This is a genomic window from Streptomyces sp. NPDC049597 (assembly GCF_040675505.1).
In the GTDB taxonomy this organism is placed as follows: Bacteria; Actinomycetota; Actinomycetes; order Streptomycetales; family Streptomycetaceae; genus Streptomyces.
In genome coordinates this window covers 120,613-140,639 of sequence record NZ_JBFAOY010000018.1, presented here as the reverse complement: position 1 = coordinate 140,639, position 20,027 = coordinate 120,613, and the positions used below count along the sequence as shown (strand labels likewise).

The following is a 20,027-nucleotide window of genomic DNA, read 5'->3' as shown; positions in this document are numbered from 1 at the left end:
ACGTCCGCGATCCCGTCGAATCCCAGACGGGGCAGTGCACGCTGCACCGCCTGTCCCTGGGGGTCGAGGATCTCGGGCTTGAGCATGACGTCGACCACGACGCGAGCCACGGGCACTCCTCCTGGTAAGGCTGCCTACGTAAATGAGAGTTCAGCGGTTCAACCGGAAGAGGAAAAGTGACGTGATTCACTTTCTCGCGAAGTCCGGTCGCGCCCATTAGGCGGAAGTCCGGGGCCGGAAGTCAAGGCGAAGCGGAAATCTCTCCGGTCGCTTGAAAGTCCTTGAAAGTGGCTGGAGTCGAAGCGGTGACCTGATGGAGTCTTGGTCAGGCACCTCGACACGCCGGGGGTGTCGATGCCTACGACGCAATCTCAACGGGGGAGTCAGCATGTCGTCCGAACCACACGTGGATCCACGGCCGGTGGCCGTCATCGGAGCGGGCCCTTCCGGTCTGGCCTCTCTCAAGAACCTCACTGATCTGAACATTGCCTGCGTGGGATACGAGTCCCACTCCGGAGTGGGCGGAATCTGGGACATCGGAAATCCCCGCAGTTCCGTTTACCAGAACACCCACACCATCACCTCGCGCGAGGTGACGGGATATGCGGACCTCCCCATGGACCGGGGCCTTCCCGCTTATCCGCGTCACGATCAGGTGCGCACCTACCTGCAGCAGTACGCCGAGCGTTTCGACCTGCTGCGGCTGATCCGTTTCGACTCCGACGTCACCGAGGTCGAGCGGCTCCCCGACGGCTGGCGCGTCTCCACCGCAGACGGCCACTCCCAGGAGCACAGCGCCCTGGTCATTGCGAACGGCCACAACTGGCACCCCCATCTGCCGTCCTTCGAGGGGAAGTTCGACGGGGAGATCCTGCACAGCAGGGACTACACCAACCCGGCCGCCCTCGCCGGCAAGCGGGTTCTCGTCGTCGGTGCCGGAAACTCCGGCTGTGACATCGCGGTGGAGGCCGCGGGCGTGAGCGACCATGTCGCCATCAGCATGCGCCGCGGATACTACTTCTTTCCGAAGTTCATCTTCGGAAAGCCCGCCGACCAGGTCTCGGAATCGAGCCAGAACCTGCGTCTCCCGGCGCCCTTGGCGCGTGCCGCCTACCGGACCATGCTGAAGCTGAGCATCGGCAGCCCCGATCAGTTCGGCCTGCCGAAGCCCGACCACGAGCCGCTGGAATCCCCGCCGATCGTGAATTCGCTGCTGCCCTACTACTGTGCGCACGGCCGGGTGAAGGTGCGCAAGGCCCCCGTGCGTTTCGACGGAAAGTTAGTGGAGTTCTCGGACGGTACGTCGGAGGAATTCGACACCATCATCATGGCGACCGGATTCCGGATCCACATTCCGTTCGTCGGTGAGGAACACCTCGACTGGAACAAGGGGCGCCCCGATTTCTATCTGCTGGCCTTCTCGCCCCGCTACGACGACCTCTTCATCGCCGGGATGACCGACGGCACGGGCGGTCATTTCCCCACCGTCGAGCTGCAGTCACGGGTGATCGCCGCCTATCTCGCGGCCCGGCGGCGGGATCCGGAGGCCGCCCGCGGCTTCGACGAGCTCAAGCGCCGCCGGGACGTGGACATCAGCGGCGGCATCAAGTTCCTCGACTCCCCGCGCAATCTCACCCAGTTCGAACTTCTCACCTATCTGCGTGTCCTGCGCGAACACCTGTCGCTGCTCGGGGGCCGGGACACCACGTACGCTCGCCGGCCCTCCCTGCTGGAGCAGGCCGCCGCGCTCTTCCAGGGAGGCCGCAAGTGAACGCCGTCGGCGCGGCGCTGTTGAGCGATGTGCAGAAGGAAGTGCTCGACGAGGTCCTCGTCGGGATTCCGTACAACAGCGCGTCCCAGTTCCACGAGTACTTCGGCACCCGGGCGGCGCCGCCGCGCTTCGGGCTGTCCTGCGCCTGGCAGTCGTTCGCCGCCGGGCGGATGGTGGCCGAGCGGTCCGGGATCGCCGCCGAGTACCTCATCGACGGGCGTCATGTGGCGGCCGTCTACCGCCGGGACGACCACATCGTCGTCCTCGACCCGTACCTGCTGCACGCGGAGCCGCTGCGGCTCGACCGCGCGGCGGCGGTCGACGGCGTGGTCCGGGTGACCGTCGACGCCTACCCGTACCGGGTGCGCGAGGACGGCACACCCGCGCCGGGCCGGGTGCGGGCCACGTGGACGCTCGACGACGACGCCCTTCGCCTGGACTATCTCCGCTTCAGCCCGCGGCGCGGGCACAACGTGGCGTCGAGGGCGTTCGTCCTGCGCCCGCAGTCGCGGCTCGCGACCGTTCCGCCCCCGGCGGACTGGGTGCGTCCGCTGCTGGTCCATCCCGAGCAGCACAGCGTGTCCGTCCGCGTGGTCCACCCGGTGACCCGGCACATGGCGGAGCTGATCCTGCCCCTGGCAGGCCGGCCCGCGGGTGTCGCCGAGGACCGCACCCTCATGATCACGAAGGACAACCAGGGCGCGGTCGCGGCGCACGGCGACGCGCGCTTCCAGCGCGACCTGGAAGTCGTGGCCGACGCGGTCTCCGCGCCCCAGGACGACGTGGTCGCGTTCCTCCTGGAGGCGGCGGCCATCCACCGCGCCGCGGCCCCCGCCGGACTGACCCTGGCCCCCTACTCCATGGAGGACGAATGACCTCCGAAGCCGTGCCGCACGTGCCGCGGCAGACCCGTTCCTACTTCCTCGCCGGCACCATGCAGGGAGCGCGCACCGGCGCGGACCTCACCGACCAGTCCTACCGGCGGCTGCTGACCCGCAGCCTGCGCGACCGGCGTCCCGGCGCGGTGATCCACGACCCCGGTGTGGTGATGGCCGAATGGCTGGCGGCGCATCCCGCCGACGTGCGGGCCGCACACGCCGCGCTCGCGGACCGTCCGGTCCTGCGCCACGCCGAACTCGCCCCGGAGCTACGTGAGTTGACCGACCTGTTCCACCAGCTCACGCGGCTGGCCGCCGCGAGCGACGTGTGCGTGGCCTGGCTGCCCGGCCACGAGCCGAGCATGGGCACCGCCGCCGAGATGCTCTCCGCCTACCGTGCCGGACGCACCGTCGTCTCCATCACGGACATGCGGCAGAACCTCGCGGTCCTGTCCTGCTCGACCGTGATCCTCCCGGACCTGGACGCGTTCACCGACTGGCTCGACTCGGGCGGTGACACCGCATGAGCGTGGACCCGTACGACGTGGACAAGCCCCGCGAGGCCTGCGGCGTCGCGGGCGTCTGGGGGCCGGCCGGCCACCATGCCGCACTGGTACGGGAGATGCTCGTCGCACTGCAGCACCGCGGGCAGGAGAGCGCCGGCATCGCCGTGGGCACGGGCGAGGCCCTCGTCGCCCGGCACGGCGCGGGCACCGTCGCCCAGGCCCTGCCCGGCCTCCAAGGGCTGCCCGAAGGCCCGGTCGCGGTCGGTCACGTCCGCTACGCCACCCACGGCGCGCGGGACGGTCTGGCCGGCGCCCAGCCCGTGGTCCTTGACCGGCCGCCGCTCGCCGTCGCGCACAACGGCACCCTGGTCGACCCGCACAAGGCGCCCGGCGCCGACGCGATCGACCCGGGACTGTGCTCCACCGACAGCGAGCTGCTGGCCCGGCTGCTGCTCGCCGCCCGCACGGCGGACGGCGTCGACACCCCGGCCGCCCTGCACGCGGTGCTGCCCCGGCTCAGGGGCGCGTACGCCCTCGTCCTGTCCGACGGACAGAATCTGTACGGGGTGCGCGACCCGCACGGCTTCCGCCCGCTCGCCCTTGGGCGGCGCGGCGACGCCTGGCTGCTCGCCTCCGAGACCGCCGCGATCACCGCCGTCGGCGGCGAGGTGGTCCGAGAGCTCGAACCGGGCGAGGTGCTGTCCATCGGCGCGCGGGGCACGGCGAGCAGCCGGGTGGAGGTGCCGGACGCGAAGACGGCGGCCTGCCTCTTCGAGTACGTCTACTTCGCCCGGGCCGACTCGACCCTCTCCGGACGCGGCGTCTACCAGGCGCGCTACCGGGCGGGGCAGGCCCTCGCCGACTACGCGCCGGTCCTCGGCTCACCGCGTCCGGTGGTCGTGGCCACTCCGGAGACCGCGCGCGTCGCCGCCGACGGCTACGCCGAGCGCGCCGGCCTGCCCGTCGTCCAGGGCCTGCTGCGGCCCGGAGCCGTCGGCCGCAGCTTCATCGCGGGGGAGGCGTCGGCCCGTGAGAACACGGTGCGCCGCAAGCTCGCCCCGGTCGCGGGCGCGGTGGCCGGGCAGCGGGTGGTGCTGGTGGACGACTCGCTCGTCCGGGGCACCACCATGCGGACCGTGACCGGGCTGCTGCGCGAGGCCGGGGCCGTGGAGGTGCATCTGCGGATCGCCTCCCCGCCGTACCGGTGGCCGTGCTTCTACGGCATCGACACCGGACGTCCGGAGGAACTGCTCGCCGCCCGGCTGCCGATCACGGAGCTGGCCGAGCAACTCGGCTGCGACAGCGTGGCGTTCCTCTCGCTCGACCGGCTCGTCCAGGCCGCCGGTGGCGACCCATCCGGCTACTGCACCGCCTGTCTGACCGGCCGCTATCCCACCGCCGTCCCCGCCGGCGCCTTCCCCGACCCGGCCGGCCTGCCGCAGCCGGGGACCCGAACCGACACCGCCCTTGCGTCCCAGGGCACCGCCGAATGAGGAGAGCTTCAGCAGTGAACACCCCAACCGAGGCGAGCGCGACCCGGTCGCCGGCACCGGCGCACACCGGTCGGGCAGCCCGCACCATCGTCGAAGCACTGCTCGCACGCACCACCGGACCCGACGCGGACCGTCCCGTCGTCACCGCCCTCGACGCCTCCGGGGCACCCGTCGAGAGCCTGACCCCGGTCGAGCTCGACCGGCGCGCCCGAGCGCTGGCCGTGGCGCTGCGCGAGACCGGCGGCGCCGGTGACCGCGTGATCGTGCCCGCCCTGCCCGGACTCGACTTCCACATCGGCTTCCTGGGCTGCCTGTACGCCGGGATGATCGCCGTGCCGGTCCCCGCGTTCCGTACGGCCGCCCGCGCGGGCACCACCACCACCCGCGCCGAACGGCTCTCGGCGATCTGCGGCGACTGCGACCCGTGCGCCGTCCTCGTCTCCACCCAGCAGGAGGCCGACGAGGCGGATGCCGGCCTCCTGCCCGGAGTGCGGTGGGTCGCGGTGCGCCGGCCGGACGCGCCGGAGTCCGCCGGGGCGGCGCTGCCCGACCCGGTGGCGCTCGACCCGGCGACCACGGCGCTGCTCCAGTACACGTCCGGCTCCACCGGCGATCCGCGCGGCGTCGTCGTCGGCCACGGCAATCTCGTCGCCAACCAGGCCGCGATGCGCGACCGCTGCGAGGTGGAGCCCACCACCACCATCGTCAGCTGGCTGCCCTTCTTCCACGACATGGGGCTGTGCACCGCCGTGGTGCTGCCGCTGGTCTCCGGTGCCACGACCGTCACCATGGAGCCGGCCACCTTCGTCCGGGACCCGCGGGTGTGGCTGCGCGCCATCGCCGCCGAGGACGACGTCTTCACCGCCGCGCCGGACTTCGCGTACGACATGTGCGTCAACCGGGTGCCCGAGGACGAGCGCGCCGCCATCGACCTGTCCACCTGGCGGGTCGCGGTGAACGGCTCGGAGCCCGTACGCGCCGCCACCCAGCGCCGGTTCGCCGAGGCGTTCCGGGTGAGCTTCTTCCGCGAGGAGGTCTTCTCACCCGGCTTCGGCCTCGCCGAGTGCACTCTCGCCGTCAGTGTGAGCCCGTCGCTCGTGCCCACGGTGGTCGGGCTCTACGACCGCGACGCGCTGGCCGAGGGCAAGGCGGTGAGGACCACCGTCGACGCGGAGGGCGTCGAACTCGTGGGCTGCGGGCCGGTGGTGGACGACGTCCGCGTCGCCGTCGTCGACCCCAAGACCCGCCATCCGCTCGCCGACCGCGTCGTCGGCGAGATCTGGGTCGACTCGCCCGGCAACTGCGCGGGCTACTGGGGCCGCGACCAGGAGTCCGAGGACGTCTTCGCGGCCCGCGTCGAGGGCGCGGAGCACGACAGGGGCCGCACCTACGTGCGCACGGGCGACCTCGGCTTCGTCGACGACGGCGAGCTGTTCGTCACCGGCCGCATCAAGGACGTCCTGATCATCGGCGGGGAGAACTACTTCCCGCAGGACGCGGAGGCGGTCGCGCTGGACTCCCACCCCGCCTTCGCCCAGCAGCGGGCCGCCGCCTGGCCGCTCGGCGAGGACGACCGGGGCGTGGCCGTCGTCGTCGAGACCACCGTGCGCGATCCCGAGGAACTCGCCGCCGCCGTCCGCGCCGCCGGCATCGCGGTGGCGAAGGTGCTGCCGGCCGCCGTCAGCGTCTACGCCGTGCCCCGCAACAAGGTGCCGCGCACCACGAGCGGCAAGATCCGGCGGCGCGAGTGCGCGCAGCAGGTGAAGTCCGGACAGCTGCAGCCGCTGGCGCAGTGGTCCAGCAGGCGGATGAACGGAGCAGCATGAGCACCGCACAGGAGATCACCCAGGAGCAGGTGATCGAGCGGCTGCGCCACGTGATGGCGGACCTGCTGGAGATGGAAGCCTCCGAGCTCGACCCGGACGTGCCGCTCAGCGCGTTCGGCATCGACTCGATGACAAGTTTCGTCCTGGTCGGCGAGCTGGAGAAGTGGTGCGGTGTCCAGCTGCGCAAGGACGCCTCCCTCGGCCGGCTGACCCTGACGGAAGCGGCCGACGAGGTCGTGGACGAGCTGGCCCGGCAACTCAAGGAGCGATGAACATGGCACTGGACGCATTCGGATTCCTCTTCACCGGACGCGGACTCGACCCCGACCGCGACCGCACCGTGATCGAACGGGACGGGTTCCGGGCCGTGATGGTCGGCATGGCGGACCCGGCCCGCGCACCGCAGGTCGCCGCCGAGCTGGTCGACGACGGCATCCAGCTCATCGAACTGTGCGGAGGCTTCGGCCCCGTGTGGACGGCCAAGGTCATCGAGGCCACCAAGTCCCGCGTGCCGGTCGGCTCGGTCGGCTACGGCCCCGAGTCGATCGACGGCATGGCAGCGCTCTTCCCGCCCCAGGCGGGCTGACCCCCCACAGGGGGTGTCCGGCGGATCGGACACCCCCTGGCCCGCCCCCTGCCGGCCTCCTTCCGCTCCACCCCCCGTAGGCGGGAGGAGGCCCGGCAGCCCCTCGCCAGTTCCGACCCGACGAGATGGATCAGATGAACCGCGCCGAACTCCATGAACTGCGCGTGCTGGCGGCCAGCCGTCCCGCCCTCCCGCTCCTGCTGCACGCGGGCCGGCTGGCCCGGCCCCTGAAGCACGTGCCCCGCATCGGCTGGGTGACCGCCGACGCGGCGACGGCGCGTTCCGTCCTCACCGACCAGAAGCACTTCACCGTCCTCGACCGCGGTGGTGTCGGCCGCCTGTGGGCCCAGCTCCTCGGCGACTGGGTCGACGACCTCTTCGACGGGGAAGGACACCGCGCGCTGCGGGCCGGTACCCGCGAACTCTTCGGCGAGACCAACGCCCGCGCCCTGGTGGACCGCACCATCGGCGCCCGCCTGGCCGAGGCCCGGGCCCTGCTCGCCGTCGGGAGACCGGTGGACGTCGCGGCGCTCGGCCGGGCGGTCGTCGGCCGGATCGTCACGGAACTGCTCCGGGTCCCCGTCACGGGCACCGACGACGCCGCCTACGAGCGGGTCTTCGCCACCGCGCGTGAACTGGCCGCGATCTCCCTCGAAGCCGCCGGGGGAGGCGACCTGACCGAGGCGACCCTCGCCCGCGGCCGGGGCGTCGTCGCCCGGCTCACCGGCCACGTCACCGAGGCGTGGCGCACGGAACCGGCCGACCACCTCATCGGACGCTGCCGCGAAGTGGGCCTCGACGCCGAGCAGACGGCCGGCATGGCCGCGCTCGTCGGCGTGGCCGCCACCGAGACCGCGGCGAGCGCGATCACGAGGACCGTCGCCCTGCTGCACGACACGGGTGAGCAGCACAAGCTCGTGGCGGACCCGGGCCGCGTCCCGGAGGCCGTGCGCGAAGGACTGCGGGTGACGGCACCCGCTCCGGTCATCGGCCGAACCGTACGCAGCGACGTGCGGCTCGCCGGGCGCACGCTGCGCGCCGGCGACCGGATCACGCTGCTCAACTACACCGCCAACAGCCTCACCGGGGGATTCCGGCTCGACCGGCCCGCCGAACCGGCCAACCGCCAGCTGTGGTTCGGCGCCGGCCGCCACCACTGCCTCGGTTCCGCCATCGCCCAGGCGGAGATCGGTCGCACGCTCGAGACGCTGACCGCCGTGGGGCGGCCCTGGCGCATCGTCGAGCGCCGCTACAGCCGCCGCGTGGTCATCCCCTCGTACGACCGGCTGACCGTGACCCTCGTCTGACGGGAGACCCGACTCCATGCCCAGGACCCATGCCCGGCTCGCCGGTGTGGCCGTGCACATGCCCGAGACCGTGCGCACCGCGGCGGAGACCGAGCGCCGTGTGGCCGCCGCAGGCACCGGATTCAGCCCTCCGCCCGGCCTCGTCCGCCGCCTGACCGGCGTCGAACGGCTGCACGTCATGCCCGACGACTGGCAGGCATCCGACCTCGCGGCCGCGGCGGCACGCAAGCTGCTCGCCGAGACGGGGACGGACCCCGAGAGCATAGACCTGCTCGTCTTCGCCGCGGCCAGCCAGGACATGATCGAGCCGGCGACCTCGCACATGGTCGCCGCCCACCTCGGCCTCCGCTGCCCCGTCTTCGACGTGAAGAACGCGTGCAACAGCGTGCTCAACGCCCTGGAGACCGCTCACGCCCTCATCGCCCAGGGCTCCTACCGCCGCATCCTCATCGCCTGCGGCGAGTCGCCCTCGCGCGCGGTGCGCTGGTCGGTCCCCGACCTGCGCACGTACCTGGCGTCGATCCCGGGCTACACCCTCTCCGACGCGGGTGCGGCGCTGCTCGTCGAGCGGTCCGCCGCACCCGGCATCCTCGGCTTCGGTTTCACGGCCGACTCCCGCTGCTGGAACGTCGGCACACTCGCCTCGGGCGGTTCGGCCAACCCGCGCGGCGACGAGCACACCTACTTCCGGCTCGACGGCGTGGGACTGCGCCGGGCGTTCGAGCAGCTGGGCCCCGGGATCCTCGACGAGACCCTGGACCGGCTCGGCGTCGGCTGGCAGGACATGGCGGCGGTCTGCGTCCACCAGGTGTCGAAGCCCTACCTCGACGAACTCACCGGACGGTTCGGCCTGCCCGAGGACAAGATCACCGTCACCGTCACCGAGCACGGCAACGCGGCGTCGGCGAGCCTGCCCCTCCAACTCGTGCGCGCCGTGGAGAGCGGCCGGGCAGGCGTCGGCGACCTGGTCGCACTCGTCGGGCTCGCCGGCGGCATCAGCATGGGAATGAGCGTGATCCGGCTGTGAGGCTCTGGGTGGTCGTGCCCGCGTACAACGAGGCGCCGGGCATCACGGCGACGCTGCGGGCGCTCGCGGCGCAGACCGACCGCGACTTCTCCCTCGTCGTCGTCGACAACGACTCGACGGACGGCACCGCGGACGTCGTACGGTCCTGCGGCTTCCCCGGTGACCTGCACGTCGTGCACGAGACACGCAAGGGCACCGGCGCCGCCGCCGACACCGGAATGCGCTACGCCATCGCCCACGGAGCCACGCATCTGGCCCGCACCGACGCCGACTGCCTGCCCGAGCCGGACTGGACCGCACGCGTCCGTGCGGCCTTCCACGACGGCCTCCAGCTGATCGCCGGCCGGCTGCGGCCCCGCACCGACGAGGCGCCGCTGCCCCCGCTGCGCCGCGCGGCCCTCGTCGCGGCCACCGAAGCGGCCGCGCTCTTCGGACGGTTCAGGCCCGGCAACCGGGGGCCCGGCTACCTCGGCCCCTATGTGATGGCCCCCGGCTGCAACATGGCGATCACGGCGGACCTGTACGTGCGCGCCGGCGGCTTCCCGCGCACCGCCATCGAGGAGCTCCACGAGGACCGGGCCCTGGTCAACGCGGTACGGCTGCTCACCTCCGCGTACGGCGTGCGGCGGGACGTGCGCGTCGCGGGTTCCGCGCGCCGGGTACGGGCCTGGGGTCTGCGCCGCACGCTCGGCTGGTACGCGGACCACCGCTACCGCCCCGAGGTGGTGGACATCCGATGACGACGGCCGCCGTACGCCCCGCCGCCTGGGACCGGTGGGAGCACCGGGTGCAGACCTCCGCCCACCCGGTCGCCTACCGGCTGCTGCGCGCGATCGCGGCCCGCGGCCCGGTCGTGCGGGTGCCGCGCGTCGGCGTGGTCGTGAGCGACGCCGCCCTCGCGCGCCAAGTGCTCTGCGACACCACGCACTTCACCAAGACCGGGCCGGGCTCGCCCGCGGACCTGTGGACCCCGGTGCTCGGCCCCTCGGTCCTCCTCAACATGGAGGGCCCCGACCACGGGGCACTGCGTCGGCGGCTCTCCGGTCTCTTCACACCGGGCTATGTCGCCGCGCTCTGCGAGCGCGTGCTCGCACAGCCCCTCGCGGAGCTGACCCACCGGCTGCGCTCGGGCGAGGAGGTGGACCTCGTCCGCGTCGCGCAGACCTGTGCGGGCGCCGCCATCTGCGAGATCGTCGGCCTGCCGGTGGATCCGCGCCGGTTCGCCACGGCACACGCGGAGGCAGCCGAGGTCACCGGCATGGTCCGGCTGTGGCGCCACTCGATGACCACCCGCCAGGTGGCCCGGGCGCGCGAGGTGCTCGGGCGGCTCACCGCCTCGGCCGTGACGGCCTACCGGCGGGGCGGGGAGGAGACCCTGCCGGGCCGGCTGCGGGAACTGGGCCTGAGCGAGCAGGAGGCCCGTGGCGCCGTCGGCGCCTTTCTGCTCACCGGGACGGAGACGCTGGTCTCCTTCGTCCCGCGACTGGTCGCGATCTGCCACGACACGGGCCGCCTCGACGGGCTCGGGGACGGCACGGCCGACCTCGACCCCGTCGTGGAGGAAGCGCTGCGGATCACCGTGCCGTCACCCGTGATGCTGCGCAGCGTCGCCCGGAGCGCCGAGATCGGCGGCGTGCCGGTGGAGCCCGGCGACCGCGTCGTGGTGGCGACGCTGCTGTGCGCGCGGGCGTACGGCCCCTTCGCCCCCGAGCTGCCGCACCCGCCGGAAGTGCGCCGCCTGTGGTTCGGTGCCGGGCCGCATTTCTGCCTCGGCATGCCGCTCGCCATGGCGCAGATCCGCGCGGTGCTGACCGCCGTCCTCGCCGCCGGACCGACGGATGTCACCGGCCGCCGTACGGCCCGCCGCGTCCTGATCCCCGGGTACGCCCGACTCACCGTCAAGCTTCGGAGCGCGCGTTGACCGAGACCCTGTACGAGCCCGGCCCCAGCACCCGCGGGCCGGGGGACGTCGACCTGCTCACCGCCCTGCTCGACACGGCCGACCGGCGCGGCGCCGCCCCCGCGCTCACCGGCCCCGACGGCCGCACCCTCGGCTATGCGCAGTTCGGCCGCGCGGTGCTGTCCACGGCACAGCGGCTGCGCGCGGCGGGAATGGAGGAGGGCGAGCGGGTCCTGTTCTCCGTGCGCCCCGGACCGGCGGGCGTGGTGCTCGCCCTGGGCGTGATCGCGGCAGGCGGCACCGTGGTCTTCGCCGACCCCGGAGTGGGCCCCGCACTGTTCGCCGCACGCCGTGAACTCGCCGCCCCGCGCTGGGCCGCGGCCGAGTCGCTGCTGTACGCCGCCGCCCGGTACGGCCGTCCGCTGGCGAGGCGCCGCGGACTGCTGCTGCCCCACTACCACCGGCTCGGCCTGCGCCACATCTACGCAGGGCGCCGGCTGCCGGGAGTCCCCGCAGGGGCGCTGTCGGCACGCCGGCTCGCCTCGGGCCCCGCCCCGGCCGTCCGCCCGGAACCGGCCCCCTGCCAGGAGGCGCTCGTCGTCTTCACCTCCGGCACGACCGCCGCCCCCAAGGCCGTGGTGCACACCCGCGGTTCGCTCGGCGCCGGTCTGGCGGGATGCGGACAGGCCCTTGGCATGGGGGAGGGCGACGTCCTGCACACGGACCAGATGATGATGGGCATTCCGGCCCTGGTCGCCGGCGCGCACTGGACCATGCCGCCGTACGGCTTCGCCCCGGCGGCCGCCCCGGCGCGGTTCGCCCGCGGCCTTGCGGGAGCCACCCACGCGTTCTGCGTGCCCGCCGACCTGCCCGCCGTGATCGACGCCGTCGAGCGGGGCGTCGCGGCCGTGCCCGCGTCCCTGCGGCATCTCGTCCTGGGCGGCGCCCCCGTGCTGCCGGGACTGCTGCGCCGTGCCGCCGAGGCGCTGCCGCACGTGAACGTCCTCGCGGTGTACGGGATGACCGAGATCGTGCCGGTCGCCGTGGCGACCGGACGGCAGAAGCTGGCCCACGAGGGGCCGGGCGATCTCCTCGGGACGCCGCTGCCCGGGGTGCGCGTGCGCACCGCGCCGGACGGCGAACTGCTGGTGTCCGGGCCGAATCTGTGCCGCGGCTATCTCGGCGAACCGCCGATGCGCGAACACGCCACCGGAGACCTCGCCGGGCTGGAGGACGGCCGGCTCGTCCTGCGCGGCCGGAAGAAGGACATGCTGATCCGGGGACGTACCAACATCTATCCCGGACTGTACGAGCCGGCCGTCGCCGCCCTGCCCGGCGTCGCCGAGGCCGTCATCGTGGGCGTGCCCGACGACTACGGCGACGAGCGCGTCGTGCTCGCCGTGGTCCCCGCCCCCTCGGCCTCGCCGGACTCCCTTGCCGCGTCGGTCCGTTCACGGCTGCCTTCGCTGATCGACGCGGCCGCCCTGCCCGACGAGGTCGTCGTCCTGGACCGCATCCCGGTCGCCGGCCGCTCCCGCAAACCGGATCGCGCGGCGTTGCGCGCCCGCCTGCGCCCGGCGGGCGACCGCCGGACGGGAGCGGCGCGATGAGGATCGCCGTGACCGGCGCGCGTGGGTTCGTGGGCGGGGCCGTCTGCCGGGCCGCGGCCGAGGCGGGCTGGACCGTCCACGCGCTGACCCGGGCCGACTGGGACCTGTGCGAGGGACCGTTGACGAACGCCCCAGAGGCCGACGCGGTCGTCCACGCGGCCGCGGCCGTCGGCGACTGGGGCGCGCCCGGACCCGTGTGGCGTGCCAATCTCACCGGGACGAGGAACGTGGCCGCGTCCTTTCCCGGGGCGCGGCTGGTCCACATCTCCACCGCCAGCGTGTACGACCCGTTCCGGCCGACCGTGTTCGCCCGCGAGACGGAGGCTCCGGTCCGCCGTTACCTCACGTACTACGCCGCCTCCAAGGCGGCCGCCGAACAAGTCCTGCGCGACCGTCCGGACACCGTCGTGCTGCGCCCGCACGCCGTCTACGGACCGGGCGACCGCACGCTGCTGCCCCGGCTGCTGAGCGCGGTGCGCGGGCGCACCCTGTGGCTGCCGGGCGACGGCACGGCCCTCCAGTCGCTGACCCACATCCGCAACCTGACCACGGCCGCGCTGCTCGCGTGCGACCGCGCCACGGCACCGGGCACCTACAACATCGCGGACGCGGACGCCGTGCCCATCGGGGACGCGCTGCGCGAACTGCTCGCCGCCCGCGGGATTCCGGTGCGCCTGCGCACCGTGCCCGGCACCGTGGCGTCAGCCGCCGCCACGACGGCCGAGACGGTGTGGCGCCTGGCCAAGCGGGCGCAGCCGCCGCGCGTCACCCGTTACGCGATCAGCCATCTCGCCATGGAGCGCACCCTCGCGCTCGACGCGGCACGCCAGGGCCTCGGCTTCCACCCGGAGCCGACGTCCTTCCACGGCGCTCGGTCGTGGTGAACACGTGCGACAACTCCCCGAAAGGCGACCGACCATGCCCACTCGCTTCGGTGCCGGCTACGCAGCGGCGTCCTACAGAACGGCAGGTGTCGACATCGATGCGGGTGACCGCGCTGTCGAGCTGATGAAGGAGTGGGTGAGGAAGACGCAGCGCCCGGAGGTTCTGGGCGGTCTGGGTGGCTTCGCCGGCCTCTTCGACGCCTCGGCCCTGAAGCGTTACGAGCGTCCGCTGCTGGCGTCCGCGACGGACGGTGTGGGGACGAAGGTCGACATCGCCCGCCGGATGGGCGTGTACGACACGATCGGGCACGACCTGGTCGCGATGGTCATGGACGACATCGTGGTGTGCGGTGCCAAGCCGCTGTTCATGACGGACTACATCTGTGTGGGCAAGGTGCATCCGGAGCGGGTGGCCGGGATCGTGAAGGGCATCGCCGAGGGCTGTGTGCTGGCCGGTACGGCGCTGGTCGGCGGTGAGACGGCGGAGCATCCGGGTCTGCTGGGGCCGGACGACTTCGACGTGGCCGGTGCGGGCACGGGTGTGGTGGAGGCGGACCGGCTGCTGGGTGCGGATCGTGTCCGCACGGGTGACGTGGTCGTGGCGATGGCGTCGTCGGGGCTTCACTCCAACGGGTACTCGCTGGTGCGGCATGTGCTGTTCGACCGGGCGGGGATGTCGCTGGAGCAGCGGGTCGAGGAGCTCGGCCGGACGCTGGGCGAGGAACTGCTGGAGCCGACGAGGATCTACTCGCTGGACTGTCTGGCGCTGACGCGGACGACCGAGGTGCATGCGTTCAGTCACATCACCGGCGGGGGGCTTGCGGCGAATCTGGCGCGGGTGATCCCGGAGGGTCTGCACGCGGTGGTGGACCGTTCGACGTGGAGTCCGGGTGCGGTGTTCGACCTGGTCGGCCGGGCCGGTCGGGTGGAGCGGCTGGAGCTGGAGAAGACGCTGAACATGGGTGTCGGCATGATGGCCGTCGTCCCGGCGGAGTCCGTCGAGGCGGCGCTGACCACCCTCGCCGACCGCGGCGTGGACGCCTGGGTCGCGGGCGAGATCATCGAGCGCGGCGACCGCGCCACGGGCGCCGAACTGACCGGCGACCACCCCAGCTGAACAGCACACCAGCCTCACTGGCCCGCCGAGGCCGTCGTCGCCCTCGCCGGGGAGGCGACGACGTGGTGCTGAACACCAGGGGCAACGCCGAAGTGCCCACCCCCTCAGGCGATCCACTTCCTCGGCAACGCCCCGCAGACGCCGTCTCTGCCCGGCAAGCCGGACGTCACCCGCTCGATCCACGCCCTCGGTCCACGCCGTGGAGAGTTCACGAACGGTCAGGGCGGCACGGGCGGCGGCCCGCCGCACTGACGCACACCCGCGGGCACCGAAGCGCGTCGGTGGCCGCGGGCTCACGGCGTGGCCGCCGCGTCTCAGATGTCCCGGAAGATCTCGATCTGCGCCCCCACCGTGTTCAGCCGCTCCGCCAGGTCCTCGTACCCCCGGTTGATGACGTACACGTTCCGCAGCACCGACGTGCCCTCCGCCGCCATCATCGCGAGGAGCACGACCACCGCCGGGCGCAGGGCCGGCGGGCACATCATCTCCGCCGCGCGCCAGCGGGTGGGGCCCTCCACCAGGACCCGGTGCGGGTCGAGCAGCTGGAGCCGGCCGCCCAGGCGATTGAGGTCCGTGAGATAGATCGCACGGTTGTCGTAGACCCAGTCGTGGATCAGCGTCTTGCCCTGCGCCACGGCCGCGATCGCCGCGAAGAACGGCACGTTGTCGATGTTCAGGCCGGGGAACGGCATGGGGTGGATCTTGTCGATCGGCGCCTCCAGCTTGGACGGCCGCACGGTCAGGTCCACCAGCCGGGTGCGCCCGTTGTCCGCCGCGTACTCGCCGGAGCGGTCGTGGTCGAGGCCCATCTCCTCCAGGACCGCCAGCTCGATCTCCAGGAACTCGATGGGCACCCGGCGGATCGTCAGCTCCGACTCGGTCACCACGGCGGCGGCGATCAGGCTCATCGCCTCGACCGGGTCCTCGGAGGGGGAGTAGTCGACGTCCACGTCGATGTTGGGCACGCCGTGCACGGTCAGCGTGGTGGTGCCGACGCCCTCGACCTTGACGCCCAGCGCCTCCAGGAAGAAGCACAGGTCCTGCACCATGTAGTTGGAGGAGGCGTTGCGGATGACGGTCACGCCGTCGTGGCGCGCGGCGGCCAGGAGGGCGTTCTCCGTCACCGTGTCGCCGCGCTCGGTCAGGATGATCGGCCGGTCCGGCGCTGTCGAACGGTCGACCCGCGCGTGGTAGATGCCTTCGGTGGCCGTGATGTCCAGGCCGAAGCGGCGCAGGGCGATCATGTGCGGCTCGATGGTCCGCGTCCCGAGGTCGCAGCCACCGGCGTACGGCAGGCGGAACGTGTCCATCCGGTGCAGCAGGGGCCCGAGGAACATGATGATCGACCGCGTGCGGCGCGCGGCGTCGGCGTCCATGGAGTCCATGTCGAGACCGGCGGGCGGCACGATCTCCAGGTCCATGCCGTCGTTGATCCAACGGGTACGCACGCCGATCGAGTTGAGCACTTCGAGCAGGCGGTAGACCTCTTCGATGCGGGCCACGCGCCGCAGCACGGTCCGCCCCTTGTTCAGCAACGAGCCGCACAGCAGCGCCACGCACGCGTTCTTGCTCGTCTTGACGTCGATGGAACCGGAGAGGCGGCGTCCGCCGACGACGCGCAGATGCATGGGCCCCGCGTAACCGAGCGAGACGATTTCACTGTCGAGCGCCTCACCGATGCGCGCGATCATCTCAAGGCTGATGTTCTGATTGCCGCGCTCGATACGGTTGACGGCGCTCTGGCTGGTGCCGAGCGCTTCGGCAAGCTGACTCTGTGTCCAGCCACGATGCTGACGGGCGTCACGGATGAGCTTGCCGATACGTACGAGGTAGTCGTCTGCCATGGCTGGAGGCTATCTCACATATGAGATGTGATCGTGCGGGGATGGGCTGTTGGAGTGATGTCGCCTCCCTGTGGCGGCGGTTCGCCTGTTGGTGTATGTCCGGGGGGAGTTCATCCCCTTGTGCCCGAAATCTGGCAGAACACACCGCGCATGTCGGCGGAGTCGGCGCCGACGACGAAGAGGGCCGTCGCGCAGGCCGCGGTCCGCGCGGCGGCCCCGCGGCAGCCCGGCCGGGTGGGCAACGCCTGACGGGGCGTCGATTCCTTCCGAGGGGACAGGTCCGGGGGCGGCCCCTCCCGGCCGGGGGCCCGGCCGGAGAGTCTCTCCGGTACGGGTGGGCCGGGGGCCGGTGTACGGCCGGGAGGGTGTCCGGGCATGACCGTGCCGCGGTCATGTACTAGAGTTATCTCGACATCGAGATATCTGCCGAAGGCGTACCGCAAGCCGCCTGTCGGTAAGGGTTACCTAACTAAGCCTTACCTTAGCGGATCGGCGAGCAGCCGTGGCGGCAGCATTGAGGTAGTACGCGCACATTGATGAAGGAGACTGTCGTGTCGGCGAACAGCTTCGACGCCCGCAGCACGCTGCGCGTGGGCGACGAGTCGTACGAGATCTTCAGGCTGGACAAGGTCGAGGGCTCCGCGCGCCTCCCCTACAGCCTCAAGGTCCTCCTGGAGAACCTCCTCCGTACCGAGGACGGCGCGAACATCACCGCCGACCACATCCGGGCGCTCGGCGACTGGGACTCCCAGGCCCAGCCCAGCCAGGAGATCCAGTTCACGCCGGCCCGCGTGATCATGCAGGACTTCACCGGTGTTCCCTGTGTCGTCGACCTCGCCACCATGCGCGAGGCCGTCAAGGAGCTCGGCGGCGACCCGGCGAAGATCAACCCGCTGGCCCCGGCCGAGCTGGTCATCGACCACTCCGTCATCGCCGACAAGTTCGGCACCGCGGACGCCTTCGGCCAGAACGTGGAGCTCGAGTACGGCCGCAACAAGGAGCGCTACCAGTTCCTGCGCTGGGGCCAGACCGCCTTCGACGAGTTCAAGGTCGTCCCGCCCGGCACCGGCATCGTCCACCAGGTGAACATCGAGCACCTGGCCCGCACGGTCATGGTCCGCGGCGGCCAGGCGTACCCCGACACCCTCGTCGGCACCGACTCGCACACCACCATGGTCAACGGCCTCGGTGTGCTCGGCTGGGGCGTCGGCGGCATCGAGGCCGAGGCCGCCATGCTCGGCCAGCCGGTCTCCATGCTCATCCCGCGCGTCGTCGGCTTCAAGCTGACCGGTGAGCTCAAGCCCGGCACCACCGCCACCGACCTGGTCCTCACGATCACCGAGATGCTGCGCAAGCACGGCGTCGTCGGCAAGTTCGTCGAGTTCTACGGCGAGGGCGTCGCCGCCACCTCCCTCGCCAACCGCGCCACCATCGGCAACATGTCGCCGGAGTTCGGCTCCACCGCCGCGATCTTCCCGATCGACGGCGAGACGCTGAACTACCTCAAGCTCACCGGCCGCTCCGAGCAGCAGGTCGCGCTCGTCGAGGCGTACGCCAAGGAGCAGGGCCTCTGGCTCGACCCGGCCGCCGAGCCCGACTTCTCCGAGAAGCTGGAGCTCGACCTCTCCACGGTCGTCCCCTCCATCGCCGGCCCGAAGCGCCCGCAGGACCGCATCGTCCTCGCGAACGCCGCCGAGCAGTTCAAGCAGGACGTCCGCAACTACGTCGACAGCGTGGACGAGGCGGGCCAGGAGTCCTTCCCGGCCTCCGACGCCCCGGCCGTGGCCCCCAACGGCGCCCCGTCCAACCCGGTCACCGTCACCGCCCCCGACGGCTCGACGTACCAGCTGGACCACGGCGCCGTCACCGTCGCCGCGATCACCTCCTGCACCAACACCTCGAACCCGTACGTCATGGTCGCCGCCGCGCTGGTGGCCAAGAAGGCGGTCGAGAAGGGCCTGACCCGCAAGCCGTGGGTCAAGACCACCCTCGCCCCGGGCTCCAAGGTCGTCACCGACTACTTCGACAAGGCGGGCCTGACCCCCTACCTCGACAAGGTCGGCTTCAACCTCGTCGGCTACGGCTGCACCACCTGCATCGGCAACTCCGGCCCGCTGCCGGAGGAGGTCTCCAAGGCGGTCAACGACCACGACCTCGCGGTCACCTCGGTGCTGTCCGGCAACCGCAACTTCGAGGGCCGGATCAACCCCGACGTCAAGATGAACTACCTCGCCTCCCCGCCGCTGGTCGTCGCGTACGCCATCGCCGGTTCGATGAAGGTGGACATCACCAAGGACGCGCTCGGCACCGACACCGAGGGCAAGCCGGTCTACCTCGCCGACATCTGGCCGACCGAGGCCGAGGTCAACGACGTCGTCGCCAACGCCATCGGCGAGGACATGTTCTCCAAGTCCTACTCCGACGTCTTCGCGGGCGACGCCCAGTGGCAGGCGCTGCCGATCCCGACCGGCAACACCTTCGAGTGGGACCCGCAGTCCACCTACGTGCGCAAGCCCCCGTACTTCGAGGGCATGACGATGGAGACCACCCCGGTCTCCGACATCGCCGGCGCGCGCGTCCTCGCCAAGCTCGGCGACTCGGTCACCACCGACCACATCTCCCCGGCCGGCGCCATCAAGGCCGACACCCCGGCCGGCAAGTACCTCACGGAGCACGGCGTCGAGCGCCGCGACTTCAACAGCTACGGCTCGCGCCGCGGCAACCACGAGGTCATGATCCGCGGTACGTTCGCCAACATCCGCCTGCGCAACCAGATCGCGCCGGGCACCGAGGGCGGCTTCACCCGCGACTTCACGCAGGACGGCGGTCCGGTGTCGTTCATCTACGACGCCTCGCAGAACTACCAGGCCGCCGGCATCCCGCTGGTGATCCTGGCGGGCAAGGAGTACGGCTCCGGCTCGTCCCGTGACTGGGCCGCCAAGGGCACCGCGCTCCTCGGCGTCAAGGCCGTCGTCGCCGAGTCCTACGAGCGCATCCACCGCTCGAACCTCATCGGCATGGGCGTTCTGCCGCTCCAGTTCCCGGAGGGCGCCTCGGCCGAGTCCCTCGGTCTGACCGGTGAGGAGACCTTCTCCATCTCCGGCGTCACCGAGCTGAACAACGGCACCACGCCGCGCACGGTCAAGGTCACCACCGACACCGGTGTCGAGTTCGACGCGGTCGTCCGCATCGACACCCCCGGTGAGGCGGACTACTACCGCAACGGCGGCATCATGCAGTACGTGCTGCGCAACCTCATTCGTGGCTGAGCACAGCCG

At 72.0% G+C, this 20,027-nt stretch carries 18 protein-coding genes; 16 read left to right on the top strand and 2 right to left on the bottom strand.

Annotated elements, in window-relative coordinates; genetic code table 11:
* A partial coding sequence (locus tag AB0K02_RS21345) for a phosphoribosylformylglycinamidine synthase subunit PurS (RefSeq protein ID WP_365994060.1) occupies nt 1-110 on the bottom strand: 110 nt, incomplete at its 3' end.
* A 278-nt stretch (nt 111-388) separates the two neighbouring features.
* Between AB0K02_RS21345 and AB0K02_RS21340 the strand changes: the two genes are divergently transcribed.
* The 14 genes from AB0K02_RS21340 to purM all read left to right on the top strand — a co-directional run bounded on the left by AB0K02_RS21340 (nt 389) and on the right by purM (nt 14,905).
* On the top strand, nt 389-1,771 hold the full coding sequence (locus tag AB0K02_RS21340; protein ID WP_365994049.1) for an NAD(P)-binding domain-containing protein: 1,383 nt from the start codon (nt 389-391) through the stop codon (nt 1,769-1,771).
* Entirely contained in the window at nt 1,768-2,646 is an 879-nt protein-coding gene (locus AB0K02_RS21335; protein ID WP_365994048.1) for a hypothetical protein, read from the top strand. Before AB0K02_RS21340 ends, AB0K02_RS21335 begins: the two co-directional genes overlap by 4 nt.
* Complete coding sequence (locus AB0K02_RS21330) at nt 2,643-3,176, top strand: hypothetical protein (protein ID WP_365994046.1); 534 nt, start codon at nt 2,643-2,645, stop codon at nt 3,174-3,176. The genes AB0K02_RS21335 and AB0K02_RS21330 overlap by 4 nt, the downstream gene beginning before the upstream one ends.
* Entirely contained in the window at nt 3,173-4,648 is a 1,476-nt protein-coding gene (gene purF, locus AB0K02_RS21325) for an amidophosphoribosyltransferase (RefSeq protein WP_365994045.1), read from the top strand. The genes AB0K02_RS21330 and purF overlap by 4 nt, the downstream gene beginning before the upstream one ends.
* Before the next feature lie 14 nt (nt 4,649-4,662).
* A complete protein-coding gene (locus AB0K02_RS21320; RefSeq protein WP_365994044.1) occupies nt 4,663-6,474 on the top strand; it encodes a fatty acyl-AMP ligase in 1,812 nt (603 codons plus the stop codon).
* Nucleotides 6,471-6,746 carry an acyl carrier protein gene (locus AB0K02_RS21315; RefSeq protein WP_365994043.1) on the top strand — a complete coding sequence of 92 codons (276 nt, stop codon included), beginning with the start codon at nt 6,471-6,473 and terminating at the stop codon, nt 6,744-6,746. The genes AB0K02_RS21320 and AB0K02_RS21315 overlap by 4 nt, the downstream gene beginning before the upstream one ends.
* A gap of 2 nt (nt 6,747-6,748) precedes the next feature.
* Nucleotides 6,749-7,060 carry a DUF6506 family protein gene (locus AB0K02_RS21310; protein ID WP_365994042.1) on the top strand — a complete coding sequence of 104 codons (312 nt, stop codon included), beginning with the start codon at nt 6,749-6,751 and terminating at the stop codon, nt 7,058-7,060.
* A gap of 134 nt (nt 7,061-7,194) precedes the next feature.
* A complete protein-coding gene (locus AB0K02_RS21305) occupies nt 7,195-8,367 on the top strand; it encodes a hypothetical protein (RefSeq protein ID WP_365994041.1) in 1,173 nt (390 codons plus the stop codon).
* A gap of 16 nt (nt 8,368-8,383) precedes the next feature.
* On the top strand, nt 8,384-9,394 hold the full coding sequence (locus tag AB0K02_RS21300; protein WP_365994040.1) for a 3-oxoacyl-[acyl-carrier-protein] synthase III C-terminal domain-containing protein: 1,011 nt from the start codon (nt 8,384-8,386) through the stop codon (nt 9,392-9,394).
* On the top strand, nt 9,391-10,134 hold the full coding sequence (locus AB0K02_RS21295) for a glycosyltransferase family 2 protein (protein ID WP_365994039.1): 744 nt from the start codon (nt 9,391-9,393) through the stop codon (nt 10,132-10,134). The genes AB0K02_RS21300 and AB0K02_RS21295 overlap by 4 nt, the downstream gene beginning before the upstream one ends.
* The gene (locus AB0K02_RS21290; protein ID WP_365994038.1) at nt 10,131-11,315 is read left to right on the top strand and encodes a cytochrome P450; all 1,185 of its coding nucleotides are present in this window, start codon (nt 10,131-10,133) and stop codon (nt 11,313-11,315) included. Before AB0K02_RS21295 ends, AB0K02_RS21290 begins: the two co-directional genes overlap by 4 nt.
* Nucleotides 11,312-12,904 carry a class I adenylate-forming enzyme family protein gene (locus tag AB0K02_RS21285; protein ID WP_365994037.1) on the top strand — a complete coding sequence of 531 codons (1,593 nt, stop codon included), beginning with the start codon at nt 11,312-11,314 and terminating at the stop codon, nt 12,902-12,904. The genes AB0K02_RS21290 and AB0K02_RS21285 overlap by 4 nt, the downstream gene beginning before the upstream one ends.
* On the top strand, nt 12,901-13,788 hold the full coding sequence (locus AB0K02_RS21280; RefSeq protein WP_365994036.1) for an NAD(P)-dependent oxidoreductase: 888 nt from the start codon (nt 12,901-12,903) through the stop codon (nt 13,786-13,788). The genes AB0K02_RS21285 and AB0K02_RS21280 overlap by 4 nt, the downstream gene beginning before the upstream one ends.
* A 34-nt stretch (nt 13,789-13,822) precedes the next feature.
* Nucleotides 13,823-14,905, top strand: coding sequence for a phosphoribosylformylglycinamidine cyclo-ligase (gene purM / locus AB0K02_RS21275; protein WP_365994035.1), 1,083 nt, complete (start codon nt 13,823-13,825; stop codon nt 14,903-14,905).
* A 314-nt stretch (nt 14,906-15,219) separates the two neighbouring features.
* Here the strand turns inward: purM and AB0K02_RS21270 are convergent, their stop codons facing one another.
* Complete coding sequence (locus tag AB0K02_RS21270; protein ID WP_365994034.1) at nt 15,220-16,749, bottom strand: UDP-N-acetylglucosamine 1-carboxyvinyltransferase; 1,530 nt, start codon at nt 16,747-16,749, stop codon at nt 15,220-15,222.
* A gap of 120 nt (nt 16,750-16,869) precedes the next feature.
* Here AB0K02_RS21270 and AB0K02_RS21265 point away from each other — a divergent pair, with 120 nt between their 5' ends.
* The gene (locus AB0K02_RS21265) at nt 16,870-16,998 is read left to right on the top strand and encodes a hypothetical protein (RefSeq protein ID WP_365994033.1); all 129 of its coding nucleotides are present in this window, start codon (nt 16,870-16,872) and stop codon (nt 16,996-16,998) included.
* Between the two features lie 302 nt (nt 16,999-17,300).
* On the top strand, nt 17,301-20,018 hold the full coding sequence (gene acnA / locus AB0K02_RS21260) for an aconitate hydratase AcnA (RefSeq protein ID WP_365994032.1): 2,718 nt from the start codon (nt 17,301-17,303) through the stop codon (nt 20,016-20,018).
* The last annotated feature ends 9 nt before the right edge of the window (nt 20,019-20,027 follow it).